Raw genomic sequence first — 15,589 nt, 5'->3', positions numbered from 1 at the left:
GCTCCGCCGGGGTGGGTGTGAGCCGTTCGACCCGGTCCGGCGTGGCACCATTGACCTGTTGTGACACAGACTCCCGAAGGGGTTTCCGAAACCCCGCTGACCGTGCTGGCCGTGGACGACGAGCGCCCCGCGCTCGACGAACTGGCGTATCTGCTGCGCGCCCAGGACGACGTCGGCGAGATCCTCACCGCCGGTGACGCGACCACCGCCCTGCGGGTGATCAAGGACCGGCTCGGTGCGGCAGCGCCGATCGACGCGGTGTTCCTCGACATCAACATGCCCGGACTGGACGGTCTCGAACTCGCCGGGGTGCTCGCGGCGTTCGCGACCCCGCCCGCGGTGGTGTTCGTGACCGCCCACGACGACCGCGCGGTCGACGCCTTCGACCTCGGTGCCGTTGACTACCTGCTCAAGCCGCTGCGGGAGGAGCGACTGACCGAGTCGGTGCGCCGGATCCGTGCCACCCGCCGAACCTCCGAGCCGGCGCCCCCGGAACCCGACGCGACCCAGGCGGACGAGGTGATCCCCGTCGAACTCGGCGGCGTCACCACACTCGTGCACCGATCCGACGTGGCGTGGGTGGAAGCGGACGGAGACTACGCGCGCCTGCACACCGCCACCGGCTCACACCTGGTCCGGATCCCGATCTCGTCGCTCGAATCCCGTTGGCAGCCCGCCGGGTTCCTGCGCGTGCACCGCTCGTACCTCGTCGCGCTGCCGCTGGTCACCGGCATCCGCAGCGTGGGAACCGGAACGGTGGTGTGCCTGCGGGTCGGTGAGGACACCCCGGTGGTGGAGCTGCCCGTCAGTCGCAGGCACACCCGCGAACTCAAGGACCGTCTGGTCCGGGTGCCGCGGCAGAGCTGGACGAGCCGATGAGCGGACCGCCGGACGGTCGACCCCGGGCGCGTGAGCGAGTGGTGCTCGCGCACCGGCAGGGAGCCCGGACGGTCCGCACTCGCGTCGAGGTCCAGGAACAGACCGAGGTGGGCGAGGCCATGATCCGGGCGCTGGTGCGCGCGCAGCTCGGCCTGGCGTTGCGGTTCGCGGCCGCGGTGGTGCTGGTGGCCGCTGCGATCCCCCTGCTGCTCGCGGCCTTCCCGTCTCTCGGGGACGTCACCGTCGCGGGGGCGCGGCTGCCCTGGCTGGTGCTCGGGGTGGCGGCCTATCCGGTGCTGTACGGGGCGGGACGGCTCTACATCCGCCTCGCCGAGCGCACCGAACAGGAATTCGTCGACCTGGCCGACGACTGAGCGGCGGAGGTGACGCGTGTCGGGGCAGCCGATTCCACTCGTGACCGTCGTCGCGCTCGCGATCGCGGCCGTGGCGACCGTCGCGATCGGCTTCTACGGCGTTCGCCTGGCGCGCACCACCTCCGATTTCCTCGTCGCCTCCCGCAGCGTCGGGCCGCGGTGGAACGCCGCCGCGATCTCCGGTGAGTACCTGTCCGCCGCCTCGTTTCTCGGGGTCGCGGGACTGATCGCCAAGTACGGCGCGGACGCGCTGTGGTACCCGGTTGGATTCACCGCCGGTTACCTCGGGCTGCTGTTGTTCGTGGCGGCCCCGCTGCGCCGCTCGGGCGCGTACACCGTGCCGGACTTCGCCGAATTCCGGCTCGGCAGTAAGCGATTACGCCTGCTGGCGATGGTCGTGGTCGCGGTGATCTGCATCCTGTACATGGTTCCGCAGTTCCAGGGCGCGGGCCTGGCGCTCGGGATCCTGCTCGGATGGCCCACCTGGGTGGGTGCGGTGGTGGTGGCGTTGATCGTGATCGCGAACGTCGTCGGCGGCGGCATGCGGTCGATCACCTTCGTGCAGGCGTTCCAGTACTGGCTCAAACTGACCGCCGTCGCGGTGCCCGCGCTCGTCCTCGCGGGCCATCTCGCCGGTGCCGGCGGTGCCCTCGGCACACCCGCGCCGCCAACGGTCGCCGAGCGCACCACCGTCGACATCACCACGGACGTGGTCGTGCAGGTGTCGGAACCGTTGCCCGCCAAGATGTCCGGCACCCTCGACGGGCAGCAGGTGGACGGTCCGGTCGCGCTGGCGGTCGGGGAGCACACGCTCGGGGCGGGCACCGCGCTGGTGCTCGACGCGGGCGCCGCGGTGCCCGTCGTCGCGGGGGCGCCGCCCACCGGACAGCAGTGGCTCGAGCCGGGCTGGGGCCTCGGCGGCGCCCACCCGCTCTTCCAGGTGTACTCGCTGATCGTCGGAATCTTCCTGGGCACCATGGGATTGCCGCACGTGCTGGTGCGCTTCTACACCAATCCCGACGGCCGGGCGGGGCGGCGGACCGCGCTGGTCGTGATCGGCCTGGTCGGCGGCTTCTACCTGTTCCCGACCCTGCTCGGGGTGTTCGCCCGGCTGTGGGTGCCGCAGCTGCTCATCACCGGGACCTCCGATGCCGCGGTGCTGCTGCTGCCCGCGTCGGTGGTGTCCGGGGTCGGGGGGCAGCTGCTGGCGGCGCTCGTCGCGGCCGGCGCGATCGCCGCGTTCCTGGCCACGTCGTCCGGTCTGCTGGTCAGCGTCGCGGGCGTGCTCAGCACCGACGTGCTGCGCGGCCGGATCCGCGACTTCCGGGTGGCTGCCGTCGTCGCGGGTGTGGTGCCGCTCGCGATGGCGATCGGGGTGTCCTCGATCGACCTGTCGCGGACCGTCGGGATGGTCTTCGCGGTCGCTGCATCGACCCTGTGCCCGCTGCTGGTGCTCGGCATCTGGTGGCGCGGCCTGACCGCCACGGGCGCCGCGGCCGGGCTGATCGTCGGTGGACTGGCGTCCGGATCGGCGGCGCTGGTGACCGCGTTCGGCGGTGTCGGCGCGGGTCCGTGGAGTGGCTGGCTGCAGGTGCTGGTCGGGTATCCGGCCGCGGTGACGGTGCCGCTGGCGTTCGTGACGATGGTGGCGGTCAGCCGCGCGACCCGCGGCAGCGTGCCCGCCGATGTCGGGCGCACCTTCACCCGCATGCACGCCCCGGAACGGCTCGGCGTCGGCCGCGACCGTGAGCGCGACCTGTAGCCAGCTCCGCTGCCTTTGAGTGCTTTTGGTCCCGGTGCGGGCCAGAAGTACTCACGGGCGCCGGACGCTCCTGCGCCGTTCGTCGCGCCGAACCGACCGTCCGGCGCGCGATCCGGCAGCTGGGCGTGTGACTGACGTCACGGTCTTCTTTTGTGACCTGGATCTCAATAACGTCTGTGGCCTGCCGGTCCTCACAGCCGGCCCCACAGACCGAGGAGTCCGACGTGACCACAGCAGACCTGAGTTCGGAGGCGACGCCGTCCCGGCGCACCCCGGACGCGCAGGCCTTCATCGAGATGCAGGCGAGTCCTGAATTTCAGGACCTGCGACGCAGGCTGCGCCGCTTCGTCTTCCCGATGACGGCGTTCTTCCTGACCTGGTACGCCGTCTACGTGCTGCTGGCGACCTACGCCTCGGACTTCATGGCGACCAAGGTGATCGGCAACGTCAACCTGGGCATCGTTCTCGGTCTGGGCCAGTTCGTGACGACGTTCGTCATCACCGCGCTGTACGTGAAGTTCGCGAACCGCGAGCTGGACCCGCGTGCCGCCGCCATCCGTGACGAGCTGGAGGGATAGAACCGATGACGACCATCCTCGCCGCCGGCGGCTCCCAGGTGGGCAACCCGGCCCTCAACATCGCCATCTTCGTGGCGTTCGTGGTGATCACGATGGGCATCGTGATCCGCGCGAGCCGCACCACGAAGAAGGCCTCCGACTTCTACACCGGTGGCGGCCAGTTCTCCGGCCCGCAGAACGGTTTCGCGATCGCCGGTGACTACCTGTCCGCGGCGTCGTTCCTCGGCATCGCCGGTGCCATCGCCGTCTACGGCTACGACGGCTTCCTGTACTCGATCGGCTTCCTGGTCGCCTGGCTGGTGGCGCTGCTGCTGGTCGCCGAGATGCTGCGCAACACCGGCCGGTTCACGATGGCCGACGTGCTCAGCTTCCGGCTCAAGCAGCGGCCGGTCCGGATGGCCGCCGCACTGTCCACGCTGGTGGTCTCGCTGTTCTACCTGCTCGCGCAGATGGCCGGCGCCGGTGGCCTCGTCGCACTGCTGCTCGACATCCACGACAAGGCCGGTCAGGCCATCGTGGTCGCGGTGGTCGGCGTCCTGATGATCGTGTACGTGCTGGTCGGCGGCATGAAGGGCACCACCTACGTGCAGATGGTCAAGGCCGTCCTGCTGATCGCCGGTGCAGGCATCATGTTCGTGCTGGTCCTGCTCGCCGTCCGCGGCAACTTCTCGCAGCTGCTCGCCGACGCACAGGACATGGTCACGAACTCGACCAACGAGGCCGTCGCCGGCCGCGACGTGCTCGCGCCGGGCGCCAAGTACGGCATCAGCTCGATGTCGCGACTGGACTTCGTCTCGCTCGGCATCGCCCTGGTGCTCGGCACCGCCGGCCTGCCGCACGTGCTGATGCGCTTCTACACGGTGCCCACCGCGAAGGAGGCCCGCCGCTCGGTGACCTGGGCGATCGGCCTGATCGGCGCCTTCTACCTGTTCACCCTGGTCCTCGGCTACGGTGCGGCCCGGATGGTCGGCCCGGACAAGATCCTCGCCGCCCCCGGCAAGGAGAACGCCGCCGCCCCGCTGCTCGCGTTCGAACTCGGCGGCACGCTGTTCCTGTCGATCATCTCCGCGGTCGCGTTCGCCACCATCCTCGCCGTCGTCGCCGGTCTGGCGATCACCGCGTCGGCATCGTTCGCCCACGACATCTACGCCAGCGTCATCAAGCGCGGCAACGCATCCGAGGAGCAGCAGGTCAAGGTCTCGCGGATCACCGTCGTCGTGATCGGCCTGGCGTCCATCGTGCTCGGCATCCTCGCGATGGGTCAGAACATCGCGTTCCTGGTGGCACTCGCCTTCGCCGTCGCGGCGTCCGCGAACCTGCCGACGCTGCTGTACTCGCTGTTCTGGAAGAACTTCAACACCACCGGCGCCCTGTGGAGCATCTACGGCGGCCTGGTCAGCTGCCTGGTGCTGATCGTCTTCTCCCCGGCCGTCTCCGGCGCCAAGAGCTCGATGTTCCCCAACAGCGACTTCTCCTGGTTCCCATTGGCCAACCCGGGGATCGTCTCCATCCCGCTGGCCTTCGTGCTCGGCATCGTCGGCACCTACGTCGGCCGCCGCAAGCTCGAGGACCCGGCCAAGCAGGCCGAGATGGAGGTCCGATCCCTCACCGGTGTCGGTGTGGAGAAGGCGGTCGCGCACTAGCTGCACCCCGGGGCTCGGCCCCACCAGATCCGTCCCGCACCTCGGAGCCCTCGCCCGAGGTGCGGGACGTTCGCACGACGGGGTCACCTGGAACGAGCGGGCCGCTACGATTCGCCCATGGCAAAGCTGAAGGTCTCGGTCGATGTGCCGCTCGCTCCCGACGCCGCGTGGGAAAAGGCAAGCGATCTGGCGGAATTCGAGAAGTGGCTGTCGATCCACGACGGCTGGCGCTGCGAGCTCCCGGTGGAGCTGGCCACCGGCATCACGGCCGAGTCGGTGGTCTCGGTCAAGGGACTGCGCAACCGCGTCCGCTGGACCATCACCGACTACGCGCCCCCGCAGAAGCTCGTCCTCAAGGGGGACGGCAAGGGCGGCGTGAAGATCGGGCTCGTGCTGTCGGTGGCGCCGAAGCACGACGGCGCCGAGGTCGGATTGAACATCGACCTCGGCGGCGCTCCATTGTTCGGTCCGATCGGCTCCGGAGTGGCCCGTGCCCTCAAGGGAGACATCGAATCATCGCTGAAGACGTTCGTCGCCCTCTACGGGTGACCGGCCGGCCATCCTGTGTTCCTGACGGCCGGCCGTCAGGAACACAGGTGCCTGGGCGTCAGCGGCGTTCCCGCACGATCATCAGCGGTCGTTCGGCGCGGTGCAGCAGGGTCCGGCTCGTCGAGCCGAGCAGCATGCCGCGGAAACCACCGCGTCCGTGGCTGCCGACGACCGTGAGCTGAGCCGACTTCGACTGGTCGAGCAGCTGTTCGACCGCGCGGTCCCGGACCACGACACGCTGCACGGCGACGTCGGGGAAGCGTTCCTGCCAGCCGGCGAGGCTCTCGGCCAGCGCCGCCTCCTCGTTCTCGGCCAGGCCCTCCCACGGCAGGTCCTCGACCGCGGCGGGCAGGGTGTCGAAGTCGACGTCGCTCCAGGCGTGCACCGCCACGAGGGACGTACCGCGCAGCGAGGCCTCGGTGAACGCGGCCTCGATGGCGGGCACGCTGTTCGCGGACCCGTCGACACCGACGACGACCGGGCCTGCGTCGGGCACGGTCTCCGCGCCGGGGACGACCACGAGCGGGCAGCGCGCGTGCGTGGCCAGTGCCGAGGTCACCGAGCCGAGCAGTGCGCCCCGGACGGCGCCGAGCCCTCGGCAGCCGAGCACGATCATGCGGGCGGACTCCGACAGGTCCAGCAGGGAGGGAATCGGAGAGCCGCGGAGCACCGCCGTCTCGACCTCGACGCCGGGGGCGGCCTTCTTGGCGAGCTCCGTTGCCGCGGCGAGGATCCGCTGCGTCTCGGCGGCGAGGTCGTCGAAGTATTCCTGGGACGTGACCAGGACCCCGCCGTACACGACCGGCGTCGGGAGTGCGGACACCACTCGTAGCGGTGCCTTGTGTCGCGCCGCGGCGTGGGCCCCCCACAGGGCCGCCGCGTTCGAGGTCTCCGATCCGTCGACGCCCACCACGATCGGGGGATTGATGATCATGTCGCCTCCTCCGCGGAGCGGGTCGGCGGTCGGTCCGTCGGTGCCCCGCAGATCCCATGCTCGTCGAGATGGGCCGCGGCGGCTAGGGGCGAACGTCCCGCCTCGTCGGTGTCCTCGATCACGGTGGCCGATCGCCCCGTGGACCGGGCGATCAGGAGCGGGTTGCAGCGCAGGTGACGGGCACGCCGAGTCGCTGCATCACCAGGCTCGCCGGACACCAGCCCATCGCGGCGTAGAACACCAGGTTGGCGCCGACGAACCCGGTGAGTACCAGCCACCAGGGGGACAGGACCGCGGCGAGGGCAGCGCTCAGCAGCACCAGCACGCCGGCGAGCAGCGGGACGACACGTGCGACGGTCCAGCCGTCGTGGCGGGGCAGGGGCATGACACTCTCCGGGGTCGGGTTCGACATCACGGCCCAGCATACCCCTGGGGGTATAAATTCGGCCGTGTCGGATCGGTCACGCTCCCGCAGGAGCCGATCGGGTGGCGGCTATTCCAGGATCGGGGTGGAGACGGAGTCGACCAGCCACGCCTGCGCGAGTTCGTCGAGAGTGCCGTCGGCGTAGAGCGAATCGACCGCTGCGGAGACGCACGGGGTCAACGGGCTGTTCTTCTCGAGCACCAGCCCGAAGAACTCGGTCACGGTGTTCGGCCGCGGGAACTGGCCGACCAGAATACTTTCCGGCAGATCCGACTCGGTGATCTGGAAGCCCGTCGGAATGTCCACCACCAGCGCGTCGATCCGGCCGTCGGCGAGTGCGGCCTTCGCCTCGTCGGTGGTGGCGAACGCGAGCGGCTCGTCGCCCGGCCGGATGGTTCCCTCGATGGCGGCGAGGCTCGTCGAGCCGGCCTGGGCCCCGAGCTGAAACCCGGTGAGGTCGTTGAGATTGCGGGCCGAGGCGGCGGGGGTGCCCGCCATCGCGACGATCGCCTGCGTCACCGCGTAATACGGGGACGAGAAGTCGACGGCGTCTCGGCGGTCGCCGACGATCGTCACCTGGTTGATGTCGAAGTCGAAGGATTTCGGTCCGGGCGCGATCGCCTCCGCCCACGGCACCCGGACGAACGTCACCTGCGTGGGGTCGTAGCCGAGGCGCTCCGACACCGCGCGCGCGACCGCACCCTCGAAGCCCTTGCCGTTGGCCGGGTCGTCGTCGACGAACCACGGTGCGTATGCGGGGGAGTCGGTGGCGACGGTGAGGGTCCCCGGGGTTGTCGTGGCCCCGGTGTCGGGGCCGCAGTCGCCGATCGCCGCGGTCGACGGCAGCTTCGTGTACGCGTTCGGAACCGGGGTCGACGTGGGTGCGGCCGAGGTGCCTGCGTCCGACGACGAGCAGCCGGACACTGCGAGGACCGCGGCCAGTGCGAGCGGAAACAGGGCGGCGGGTCGATGTCCGATTCTGGGCACCCGGACATAGTGCCTGCGTGGACGACCGGCGGCAACAGATGATGCAACGCCGGGTAACGGGTGTCTGCGGAGTCGGCAGTTCGCCATGCGGCGGGCGTGTCCGTGCGGCCCGTGGGCGCGCCTGGCTTCAGTGGGTGGCAGGCATTGAATCCAGGTCACGAGGACAGCGTGGGTCCGGACGTGATGAGTGCGATTCCGATGCTCGGTCCGCCGCCGAGCAGTTGTACCGGTGGGCTGTTGGTGAAGCGCTGATCGGTGGGCTCGAATTCCACCATCGGGAAGCCGACGTTCTCTTGGTGTCGCCAGGTCCGATTGATGTCGATCACGCTGGGGATCGAGTCAGGGGACACCCAGAAGGTGTCCGGCCCGGTCTCGCCGAACGTCACGAACTTCGTGGTCGGGGAACTCAGGTCGTAGTCGCTGGACACTCGCCGATATTCGATCATCCAGAACGCCCTCTTCGGGGATTGGTACTGCACCCTTTCGGCCGCCTCGTAGATCGGGAAACCCGCATTCCGGGCGGCGATCAGGGATTGAAGGGTCATGCTTGGAGGATTGATGAGGCTGGAAGCCGATGCGGTGATCGACTCCAACGAATCCGTGGATGTGGCACCCGCCGGAGCCGCCACCCCAACGCCGACCGCGACCGCGACCAGGCCCCCCGCGAATACGCGCTTGACCGAGATGTCGATCATCGATGAATTCCCCCTACCGTGATTGGCTGCAACCTACCAACCGGTATGTCGGTTTACTCCGATGAGCGTTACGTGGGTCGATTGCCTGGGGCGGCTCGGCGGCGTCAGGAACCCTCGCGGGCGCGCCGTGCGGCGAGTGATACTGCGTATGGGCGTGCAGGAGGTCGGCGGATGGGCGACGGTCGCGGCAGCGCGGTTCTCTCCACCTATCGGTACCTGAGGCTGGCCATGGTCGTGCTGGTCGTCACGCTCGCCGCCTCGGTGCTCGTCGCGACGGCGAAGTCCGGTTGCTGGCGGGACTCGATCAGTGCGTATTACTACAGCACGGCGCACAACGTCCTCGTCGCGGTCCTCTGTGCGCTCGGCGTCTGTCTATCGTCTACAAGGGCAGTTCGGACACCGAGGACGTCGCGCTGAACCTGTCCGGATTTCTCGCGTTCGTCGTCGCGGTCGTGCCCACCGCACCGCCGGAGCCGGGTTCGTGTGGCTGGCGGGAGATCGCGTTCGAGGGTGGCCTGTCGGACGCGATGCGCAACAGTGTCTGGGCGATCCTGATCGCTGCGGTGATCGCCCAGGTGGTGACATTGGTGATCGCGTGGCGGACGGGCGCCGACCGGTCGCTCAAACCGGTGGCCCGGTGGGTCCGCAACTTCGGGTGGGTGCTGCTGGCGGCCGGGGTGTCCTGCTTCCTGTTCTTTCCGGACTTCTTCGCGGCACACGGCCACACGATCGCGGCATCGCTCATGTTCGCGGGAATCGTCGGTGTGGCCGTGGCCAGCGCTGTCTCGGCCTCGTACACGCCGAACGCCGGGACCTACGTCCGCGCGTACCAGGCGATCGCCGGCTGGATGTTCGCCACCCTCGTGGCGGTCCTCGTCGTGCATCTGGCGTTCCCTGACTTCGGGCATCTGGTCCTCGTCGCGGAGGTCCTGCTCATCGCGGAGTTCGCGACGTTCTGGATCGTGCAGACCGTCGAACTGTGGAACGTCGTGGACCGGACGGACCTGTACGAGCGCGGTCAGGCGCCGGAGAAGTTGTGATCGACCGGCCGAATATCCGGTTGACCTGGGAAGATGTTGTGCCCTCGGCAGGATTCGAACCTGCGACACCGGCTTTAGGAGAGCCGTGCTCTATCCCCTGAGCTACGAGGGCGTGGGGTGCGGGCATCGCTGCCCGTCCCCGCTGCAGTAGGCAGTGTAGCGGGGACGGGTGGGGTGGGACGCCATCGCCCGTGGCGGGCGCTCCGGGTGAACGGTCTTGACGCCGCTCACCCGAGTGGTATGTTAACCGCAATTCGCATAGGTGCCGATCGTGACCGTGGAGGGGCGGCCACGATCGGGTTCGAGAACTGTTGGTGTGCCGACCGTTTCGCCCACGGGGGATCCATCGAAGGAGGGGCGTATGCCTCGCAGCTATGTCAATCTCGACGAGCGGCCGCGGCTGACCACCGCGCGGACCCGCATCACGATCACCAGCACCCGCAAGCGGTGGACCCGGAAGAACCCGGACCTCACCGATGCGCTGGACTTCTGGTCGTTCGCCGGCGCCGCCGCGAACGTGGCCATGCAGATCGGCTGGCCGGAGGTCGCATACGGGGTGATGGAGAGCAAGGTGCCGTCCGGCGCGCTGATGCATCATCCGTGGAAGCGGGCCCGCACCACCACCCAGTACCTGGCGGTCGCGATCCTCGGCACCGACGCCGAGCGGGAAGCGTACCGGGAGGCGGTCAACGGCGCGCACCGGCAGGTGCGGTCCGACGAGACCAGCCCGGTCAGGTACAACGCCTTCAACCGGGAACTCCAGTTGTGGGTCGCGGCGTGCCTGTACATCGGCTTCGAGGACTCGCACCAACTGCTGCACGGGAAGCTGTCCGCCGAGGACCTCGAGCACTTCTACCAGCGGTCCTCCACGCTCGGCACGACCCTGCAGGTGACCGAGGACATGTGGCCGGCCACCCGCGCCGACTTCGACGTGTACTGGAACACCGCCTGCGAGCGGGTGGTCTTCGACGAGCGGACGAAGGAGTTCTTCGAGGACCTCGTGGGCCTGCGGATGATCGCGTGGCCGCTGCGGGCGACCTTCCGGAACCTGCTCAGGTTCCTGACGATCGGGTTCCTGTCGCCGCTGTTCCGCGAGCAGCTCGACCTGGAGTGGACCGAGGACGACCGCCGACGGTTCGAGCACCTGTTCATCTTCGTCTCGTTCGTCAACCGGTTCCTGCCTGGCTTCATCCGCAACGGGGGCAGCTACCTGTTGATGCGAGACCTGCGCCGGCGAATCGGCAAGGGCTCGAACCTGATCTGATGGCGCGCGTCGACGACGAACTGGGCCCGGGGAGCCTGCTCTGGGACTACCTCGGAGACCGCCGATTCCTGCTCACCCTGCCCCGCGCGGTGTCGCTGCAGATGCTGCACCCGGTGATCGCGCGCGGCATCCGTGAGCACTCGCGCACCCCGCGGCACGTGTGGATGCACGCCCAGGCACACCGTCCCGCAACTGATCGCGATCGCCTACGAGGACCGGGACCTGTCCTCGGTGATCCGGTTCGGGCACGAGCAGGTCAAGGGGCGCCTGGAGAGCGGAGTCCGCTACCACGCGCTGAACCCGGACGTCTTCTTCTTTCAGCATGCCACCTACGTCGACACCCTGATGACGATGGTGGACACCTTCATCCGGCCGCTGCACGGTGACGAGCGGGAGCAGCTGTACCGCGAGTGCTGCTCGTGGTACCGCCGGTACGGGATCTCGGCGCGGGCGATGCCGGAGACGTGGGGCGGCTTCGAGAAGTGGTTCGCCGACGCCTGTGCCCGGGAACTGGCACTCGGTCCGGACGGTGAGTACTACCGCGACCAGGTGCTGCGGCCGGATCACTGGGTGGTCAAACGCGTGCCGTCCGCCGCGGTACGGCAGATGATGCATCCGCGGGCACGGGAACTGTACGGGGTGCAGTCCTCGGGGTCCGGTGGCCTCACCCGGTATGCGCTGCGGCGCAGGCTCGTTGCCGCCGCGGTGCCCGATCGTCGTCACATCGCCGTCGCCACCCGGGCGTTCGCCCGCGTGGATCAGGCGGCAGGATCGGGTTCGGCGACCGGTGCGGGGGTCGCGACCCCTCGGTGAAATCCCTTGCGGTCGTAGAGCGTCGTCACGACCGCGCCGAGTGCCAGTCCGATCACCAGACCGATCGTCGTCATCGCGACCGCGTGCGTCATCTCCCGTGAACCGCCCTCACCGAAGTACAGCAGCGCCCGCACCCCGAGGAACACCTGGTGCATCGGCTCGAAACTCGCCAGCCAACCGAAGAACGGCGGCGTCGCCTCGATGGGGATGGTGCCGCCGGCCGACGGCAGCCCGAGCACGATGAACAGGATCAGGTTGAGGATCATGCCCACACTGCCGAAAACGGCGAGGACCGACATCGCGGTGACACCCACGGCGATGATTGCGAAGCTGCCGTACATCCACAGCCCCAACGCGTTCGGCAGCGGCATCGACAGCAGGTGCGAGATCCACAGGTACAGACCCGACACGAGCGGACCGACGACGACCATGACCCCCCATTTGACGGCGAGCGTCTGCAGGCGGGAGATCTCCACCCTCGGGTTGTGGACGTAGCGGGGGCCGAACTCGGTGGGAGCGAAGCCGAGCATGCCGTCGACGAGGGTGTTCACGATCATCGCGCCGGTGAACCCGGCGAGGATGACCAGCAGTGCGTAATAGAAGGCGGACAGCCCGTTTCCGGTGCCGTCCGGCAGTGGCTTGTGCTGCACCGTCAGCACCTCGATCGGGTGCGCCAGCGTCAACCGGGCCGCACCGGCAACCGGCGTGTCGCCGACCGCGGCCGCGACCTGGTCGGACAGCTGGGTGCCGACCTTCTCGTTCACCGTGGTCAACGCCGGGCCGGCGATCGCACCGACGAGCGCGGTCCCGAACGTCCCCGCCCGCGGGTTGGTGTAGACGGTGATGACGGGTTTCTCCACGTCGCCGGGGACAACGCTGGACTGGGCCAGGATCATCAGCCGCTTGGTGAAATCGGACGGGATGACGATCGCGCCGTACACCTCCGCGGAGTCGAGCATCGACTGCGCGGTCCCGATCCCCACCTGCTTCAGATCCACCTTGTCGGAAGGAACCCCGGCGACGAGTCCGTCCACGATCTGGTCGCCGATGTTCTGCCGCGTGTCCGAACCCGGGGTGACGTCCCCCTCGTCCTGGTTGACCACAGCGATCGGGAAGCCGCGCAGGTTTCCCTTCGGATCGAGGATGCTGCCCAGGTACAGCGTGGCCAGCAGCGACATCAGCAGTGCCACGACCACGATCGGGGCCGCCCAGAACAGCGGACTACGCAGTTTTCCGGTCCGCTGCCCCGGAAGGATCGGCTCCGGTGCTTCGTGCTTGGGGGAGGTCACGGCCACTCGCTCACACTCTCGCTCTTGTCGCTGTCTACGAACGTGGGGTCCGCGCCCGGACCGCGTCGACCAGTTCGTCGACCAGATCGGCACTCATCGCGGGGCTGAACGAGGACAGCTTGGCCAGCGGCGCGCCCATCACCATCTGGAGCACGAGGGGGCTGACCTCGCCCATCCCGAGGGCGTCGTCGCCACCGGCCGCCGCGAACGCCTCCATCAACAGGGGTCCGCCGACCGGATGCGCGAACCAGTCGCCGAGCGTCGACATCCCGGTCAGGGTCGGCGGAATGCCGTCACCGGGGGAGGCGTGGGTCGCGGTCAGCCGGATGTCGCGGGAGGAGGCGCCGACCCGGATCTCGAAGTCGCCGGCCTCGACCACCCAGCGGTGTTCGCGCGACGACCAGAACGCGAACGCCCGGGAATCGAGGGTGATCGTCACCTCCCTGGCCTCGCCGGGAGCCAGGTGCACCTTGGTGAACCCCTTCAGTTCGTGCACGGGCCGGTCCACGCTCGCGTCCACGTCGCGCACGTACAACTGCGGCACCTCTGCCCCGGCCCGGTCGCCGGTGTTGGTGACGGTGAACGTCACCTCGAGCGCGTCCCCGGCGGGGGTGAGGGTGAGGTCGGAGTACTCGAAGGTGGTGTAGGACAACCCGAATCCAAACGGGTACGCCACCGGCATGTCGAGGGTGTCGAACCAGCGGTAGCCGACGTGGATCCGTTCGCCGTAGACGACGACACCGTCCGAACCGGGGAAGTTCATCCGGCTGGGGGTGTCCGCCAGGTCCAGCGGGATCGTCTCGGTCAGCCGCCCCGACGGGTTCGCCAGGCCGAACAGCAGGTCAGCGAGCGCCGGGCCGCCGGCCTGCCCGAGCAGCCAGCCCTCCAGGATCGCCTGTGCGCGGTCCTGCCAGCCCGCCGTCGCGACGACCGCACCGTTCGAGAGCACCACGGCGACACGGGGATTGACCGCCGCGACTGCGTCGAGCAGGGCCAGCTGGTTGGCGGGGATGTCGATGTCGGTGCGGTCGAAGCCCTCCGACTCCACCTCGGTCGGCAGCCCGAGGAACAGCAGCACCGTCTTCGCGGACTCGGCGAGGGCCACGGCCTCGGCGACCAGGTCGGCGTCGGCGGTGCCGTCGAATCGGAAGCCGGGCGCGAAGCGCACCGAGGCACCCTCCCCGCCGAGGGCGGCGATGGCGTCGAGCGCCGAGTCGACGCGGGTCGGCACGACCTGGGAACTGCCCGATCCCTGGAACCGCGGGGAGCGGGCGAACTCGCCGATCACCGCGACCGAGTCGAGGTCGGCGATGTCGAGGGGGAGCAGCCCCTCGTTCTTGAGCAGAACCGCCGACTCGGTGGCCGCGACCGCGGCAAGCTCGTGGTGGGCGTCGGCATCGTAGGCGCGCGCGGCGCCGGTGGGGGCCGTGGTGCGCTCGATCAGGGTGAGCAGTCGGCCGACCGAGTCGTCGAGCGCCGACTCGTCGAGTTCGCCCGACTCGACCGCCGCGACCACCCTCTCGTCGCCGGCCGCGGCGGGCATCGTCAGGTCCAGGCCCGCGGCCAGCGCCCGCGCCCGGTCGTTGACCGCGCCCCAGTCCGAGACGACCAGGCCGTCGAATCCCCACTCGTCGCGCAGCACTTCGGTGAGGAGCCAACGGTTCTCGCTGACCTGCACGCCGCGGACCTTGTTGTACGAGCACATCACGGTCCACGGCCTTGCGGTGGTGACGATCCGCTCGAAGGCGGGCAGGTAGATCTCGCGGAGGGTGCGCTCGTCCGCCTGGACGTCGATGCGCATCCGGTCGGTTTCCTGGTTGTTGGCGGCGAAATGCTTCAGCGACGCGGCGACCCCGCGGGACTGCACGCCCTGCACCCATGCCGCGCCGAGGACACCGGCGAGGAACGGATCCTCCGAGTAGTACTCGAAATTTCGTCCGCACAGCGGCGACCGGCGGATGTTCACGCCGGGGCCGAGCAATACGGAGACCCCCTCGGCGCGGGCCTCGTCACCCAGCGCGGTGCCGACGGTGCGGATCAGGTCGACGTTCCAGCTCGAACCGAGCCCGACGGCGGGCGGGAAGCAGGTGGCGGGGACGCTGTCGCCCAGTCCAAGCGCGTCACCGCCCTCGGACTGCTTGCGCAGACCGTGCGGGCCGTCGGTCAGCATGATCGACGGGATCGCGGCATCGGGCACGGAGGCGGTGTGCCAGAAGTCGGCGCCCGTGGTCAGGGCGGCCTTCTGGATACGGTTCAGGCCGGAGATGACGCCCGAATGCTTCTGGTGTGCCATGGAATTCCTAGTCTGCCGCCGGACGCGGGCCTCCGCCCGCACTGATCAGGACTTCAGCCTAGGTG

Annotated in this window: 16 protein-coding genes and 1 tRNA gene; 10 read left to right on the top strand and 7 right to left on the bottom strand. The window is 69.2% G+C overall.

What is annotated here, in order from left to right:
- Positions 1–60: 60 nt before the first annotated feature.
- The 6 genes from ACWDUM_RS03860 (at position 61) to ACWDUM_RS03835 (ending at position 5,785) form a co-directional block, all read left to right on the top strand.
- Positions 61–879: a LytR/AlgR family response regulator transcription factor gene (locus ACWDUM_RS03860; protein WP_450132941.1), complete on the top strand. Its 819-nt coding sequence runs from the start codon at positions 61–63 to the stop codon at positions 877–879.
- Positions 876–1,253, top strand: a complete 378-nt coding sequence (locus ACWDUM_RS03855; RefSeq protein WP_450132940.1) for a hypothetical protein — start codon at positions 876–878, stop codon at positions 1,251–1,253. The genes ACWDUM_RS03860 and ACWDUM_RS03855 overlap by 4 nt, the downstream gene beginning before the upstream one ends.
- A 16-nt stretch (positions 1,254–1,269) precedes the next feature.
- Positions 1,270–3,015 carry a sodium/solute symporter gene (locus ACWDUM_RS03850; protein WP_450132939.1) on the top strand — a complete coding sequence of 582 codons (1,746 nt, stop codon included), beginning with the start codon at positions 1,270–1,272 and terminating at the stop codon, positions 3,013–3,015.
- A 224-nt stretch (positions 3,016–3,239) separates the two neighbouring features.
- Positions 3,240–3,593, top strand: a complete 354-nt coding sequence (locus ACWDUM_RS03845) for a DUF485 domain-containing protein (RefSeq protein WP_450113359.1) — start codon at positions 3,240–3,242, stop codon at positions 3,591–3,593.
- A gap of 5 nt (positions 3,594–3,598) precedes the next feature.
- On the top strand, positions 3,599–5,236 hold the full coding sequence (locus ACWDUM_RS03840; RefSeq protein ID WP_450113358.1) for a solute symporter family protein: 1,638 nt from the start codon (positions 3,599–3,601) through the stop codon (positions 5,234–5,236).
- Positions 5,237–5,353: 117 nt separating this feature from the next.
- The gene (locus ACWDUM_RS03835) at positions 5,354–5,785 is read left to right on the top strand and encodes a type II toxin-antitoxin system Rv0910 family toxin (protein WP_450132938.1); all 432 of its coding nucleotides are present in this window, start codon (positions 5,354–5,356) and stop codon (positions 5,783–5,785) included.
- Between the two features lie 58 nt (positions 5,786–5,843).
- Here ACWDUM_RS03835 and ACWDUM_RS03830 read toward each other — a convergent pair whose 3' ends face one another.
- The 4 genes from ACWDUM_RS03830 to ACWDUM_RS03815 all read right to left on the bottom strand — a co-directional run bounded on the left by ACWDUM_RS03830 (position 5,844) and on the right by ACWDUM_RS03815 (position 8,675).
- A complete protein-coding gene (locus ACWDUM_RS03830; RefSeq protein WP_450113356.1) occupies positions 5,844–6,719 on the bottom strand; it encodes a universal stress protein in 876 nt (291 codons plus the stop codon).
- 151 nt (positions 6,720–6,870) lie between these two features.
- A complete protein-coding gene (locus ACWDUM_RS03825; protein ID WP_450113355.1) occupies positions 6,871–7,131 on the bottom strand; it encodes a YgaP family membrane protein in 261 nt (86 codons plus the stop codon).
- An 81-nt stretch (positions 7,132–7,212) separates the two neighbouring features.
- Positions 7,213–8,121, bottom strand: a complete 909-nt coding sequence (locus ACWDUM_RS03820; RefSeq protein ID WP_450133320.1) for an ABC transporter substrate-binding protein — start codon at positions 8,119–8,121, stop codon at positions 7,213–7,215.
- A 164-nt stretch (positions 8,122–8,285) separates the two neighbouring features.
- The gene (locus tag ACWDUM_RS03815) at positions 8,286–8,675 is read right to left on the bottom strand and encodes a hypothetical protein (RefSeq protein ID WP_450132937.1); all 390 of its coding nucleotides are present in this window, start codon (positions 8,673–8,675) and stop codon (positions 8,286–8,288) included.
- Between the two features lie 321 nt (positions 8,676–8,996).
- On the opposite strand from ACWDUM_RS03815, the gene ACWDUM_RS03810 reads away from it, so the two are divergent.
- The gene (locus ACWDUM_RS03810; RefSeq protein WP_450132936.1) at positions 8,997–9,242 is read left to right on the top strand and encodes a hypothetical protein; all 246 of its coding nucleotides are present in this window, start codon (positions 8,997–8,999) and stop codon (positions 9,240–9,242) included.
- 35 nt (positions 9,243–9,277) lie between these two features.
- A complete protein-coding gene (locus ACWDUM_RS03805; RefSeq protein ID WP_450132935.1) occupies positions 9,278–9,865 on the top strand; it encodes a hypothetical protein in 588 nt (195 codons plus the stop codon).
- Positions 9,866–9,904: 39 nt separating this feature from the next.
- On the opposite strand, the gene ACWDUM_RS03800 is transcribed toward ACWDUM_RS03805, so the two are convergent.
- Positions 9,905–9,977: transfer RNA gene (locus ACWDUM_RS03800), tRNA-Arg, on the bottom strand.
- Between the two features lie 249 nt (positions 9,978–10,226).
- On the opposite strand from ACWDUM_RS03800, the gene ACWDUM_RS03795 reads away from it, so the two are divergent.
- Together ACWDUM_RS03795 and ACWDUM_RS03790 are read left to right on the top strand one after the other, a co-directional pair.
- A complete protein-coding gene (locus ACWDUM_RS03795) occupies positions 10,227–11,129 on the top strand; it encodes an oxygenase MpaB family protein (protein WP_450113352.1) in 903 nt (300 codons plus the stop codon).
- A 132-nt stretch (positions 11,130–11,261) separates the two neighbouring features.
- Positions 11,262–11,942, top strand: a complete 681-nt coding sequence (locus ACWDUM_RS03790) for an oxygenase MpaB family protein (protein ID WP_450132934.1) — start codon at positions 11,262–11,264, stop codon at positions 11,940–11,942.
- Here ACWDUM_RS03790 and ACWDUM_RS03785 read toward each other — a convergent pair.
- Positions 11,888–13,231: a YhgE/Pip domain-containing protein gene (locus tag ACWDUM_RS03785; RefSeq protein WP_450132933.1), complete on the bottom strand. Its 1,344-nt coding sequence runs from the start codon at positions 13,229–13,231 to the stop codon at positions 11,888–11,890. The two genes, ACWDUM_RS03790 and ACWDUM_RS03785, sit on opposite strands and share 55 nt — an antisense overlap.
- 34 nt (positions 13,232–13,265) lie before the next feature.
- Positions 13,266–15,566, bottom strand: coding sequence for a glycoside hydrolase family 3 C-terminal domain-containing protein (locus ACWDUM_RS03780; RefSeq protein ID WP_450132932.1), 2,301 nt, complete (start codon positions 15,564–15,566; stop codon positions 13,266–13,268).
- Positions 15,567–15,589 lie beyond the last annotated feature (23 nt).

Source organism: Rhodococcus sp. NPDC003322, assembly GCF_053589555.1.
This window is presented reverse-complemented; position numbering and strand designations above follow the sequence as displayed.

What these genes read in the sequence shown, in the direction of transcription:
- ACWDUM_RS03810 (WP_450132936.1), top strand. Translation starts at nt 8,997, where the DNA reads ATGGGCGACGGTCGCGGCAGCGCGGTTCTCTCCACCTATCGGTACCTG.
- ACWDUM_RS03855 (WP_450132940.1), top strand. Translation starts at nt 876, where the DNA reads ATGAGCGGACCGCCGGACGGTCGACCCCGGGCGCGTGAGCGAGTGGTG.
- ACWDUM_RS03835 (WP_450132938.1), top strand. Translation starts at nt 5,354, where the DNA reads ATGGCAAAGCTGAAGGTCTCGGTCGATGTGCCGCTCGCTCCCGACGCC.
- ACWDUM_RS03830 (WP_450113356.1), bottom strand. Translation starts at nt 6,719, where the DNA reads ATGATCATCAATCCCCCGATCGTGGTGGGCGTCGACGGATCGGAGACC.
- ACWDUM_RS03840 (WP_450113358.1), top strand. Translation starts at nt 3,599, where the DNA reads ATGACGACCATCCTCGCCGCCGGCGGCTCCCAGGTGGGCAACCCGGCC.
- ACWDUM_RS03815 (WP_450132937.1), bottom strand. Translation starts at nt 8,675, where the DNA reads ATGACCCTTCAATCCCTGATCGCCGCCCGGAATGCGGGTTTCCCGATC.
- ACWDUM_RS03795 (WP_450113352.1), top strand. Translation starts at nt 10,227, where the DNA reads ATGCCTCGCAGCTATGTCAATCTCGACGAGCGGCCGCGGCTGACCACC.
- ACWDUM_RS03825 (WP_450113355.1), bottom strand. Translation starts at nt 7,131, where the DNA reads ATGTCGAACCCGACCCCGGAGAGTGTCATGCCCCTGCCCCGCCACGAC.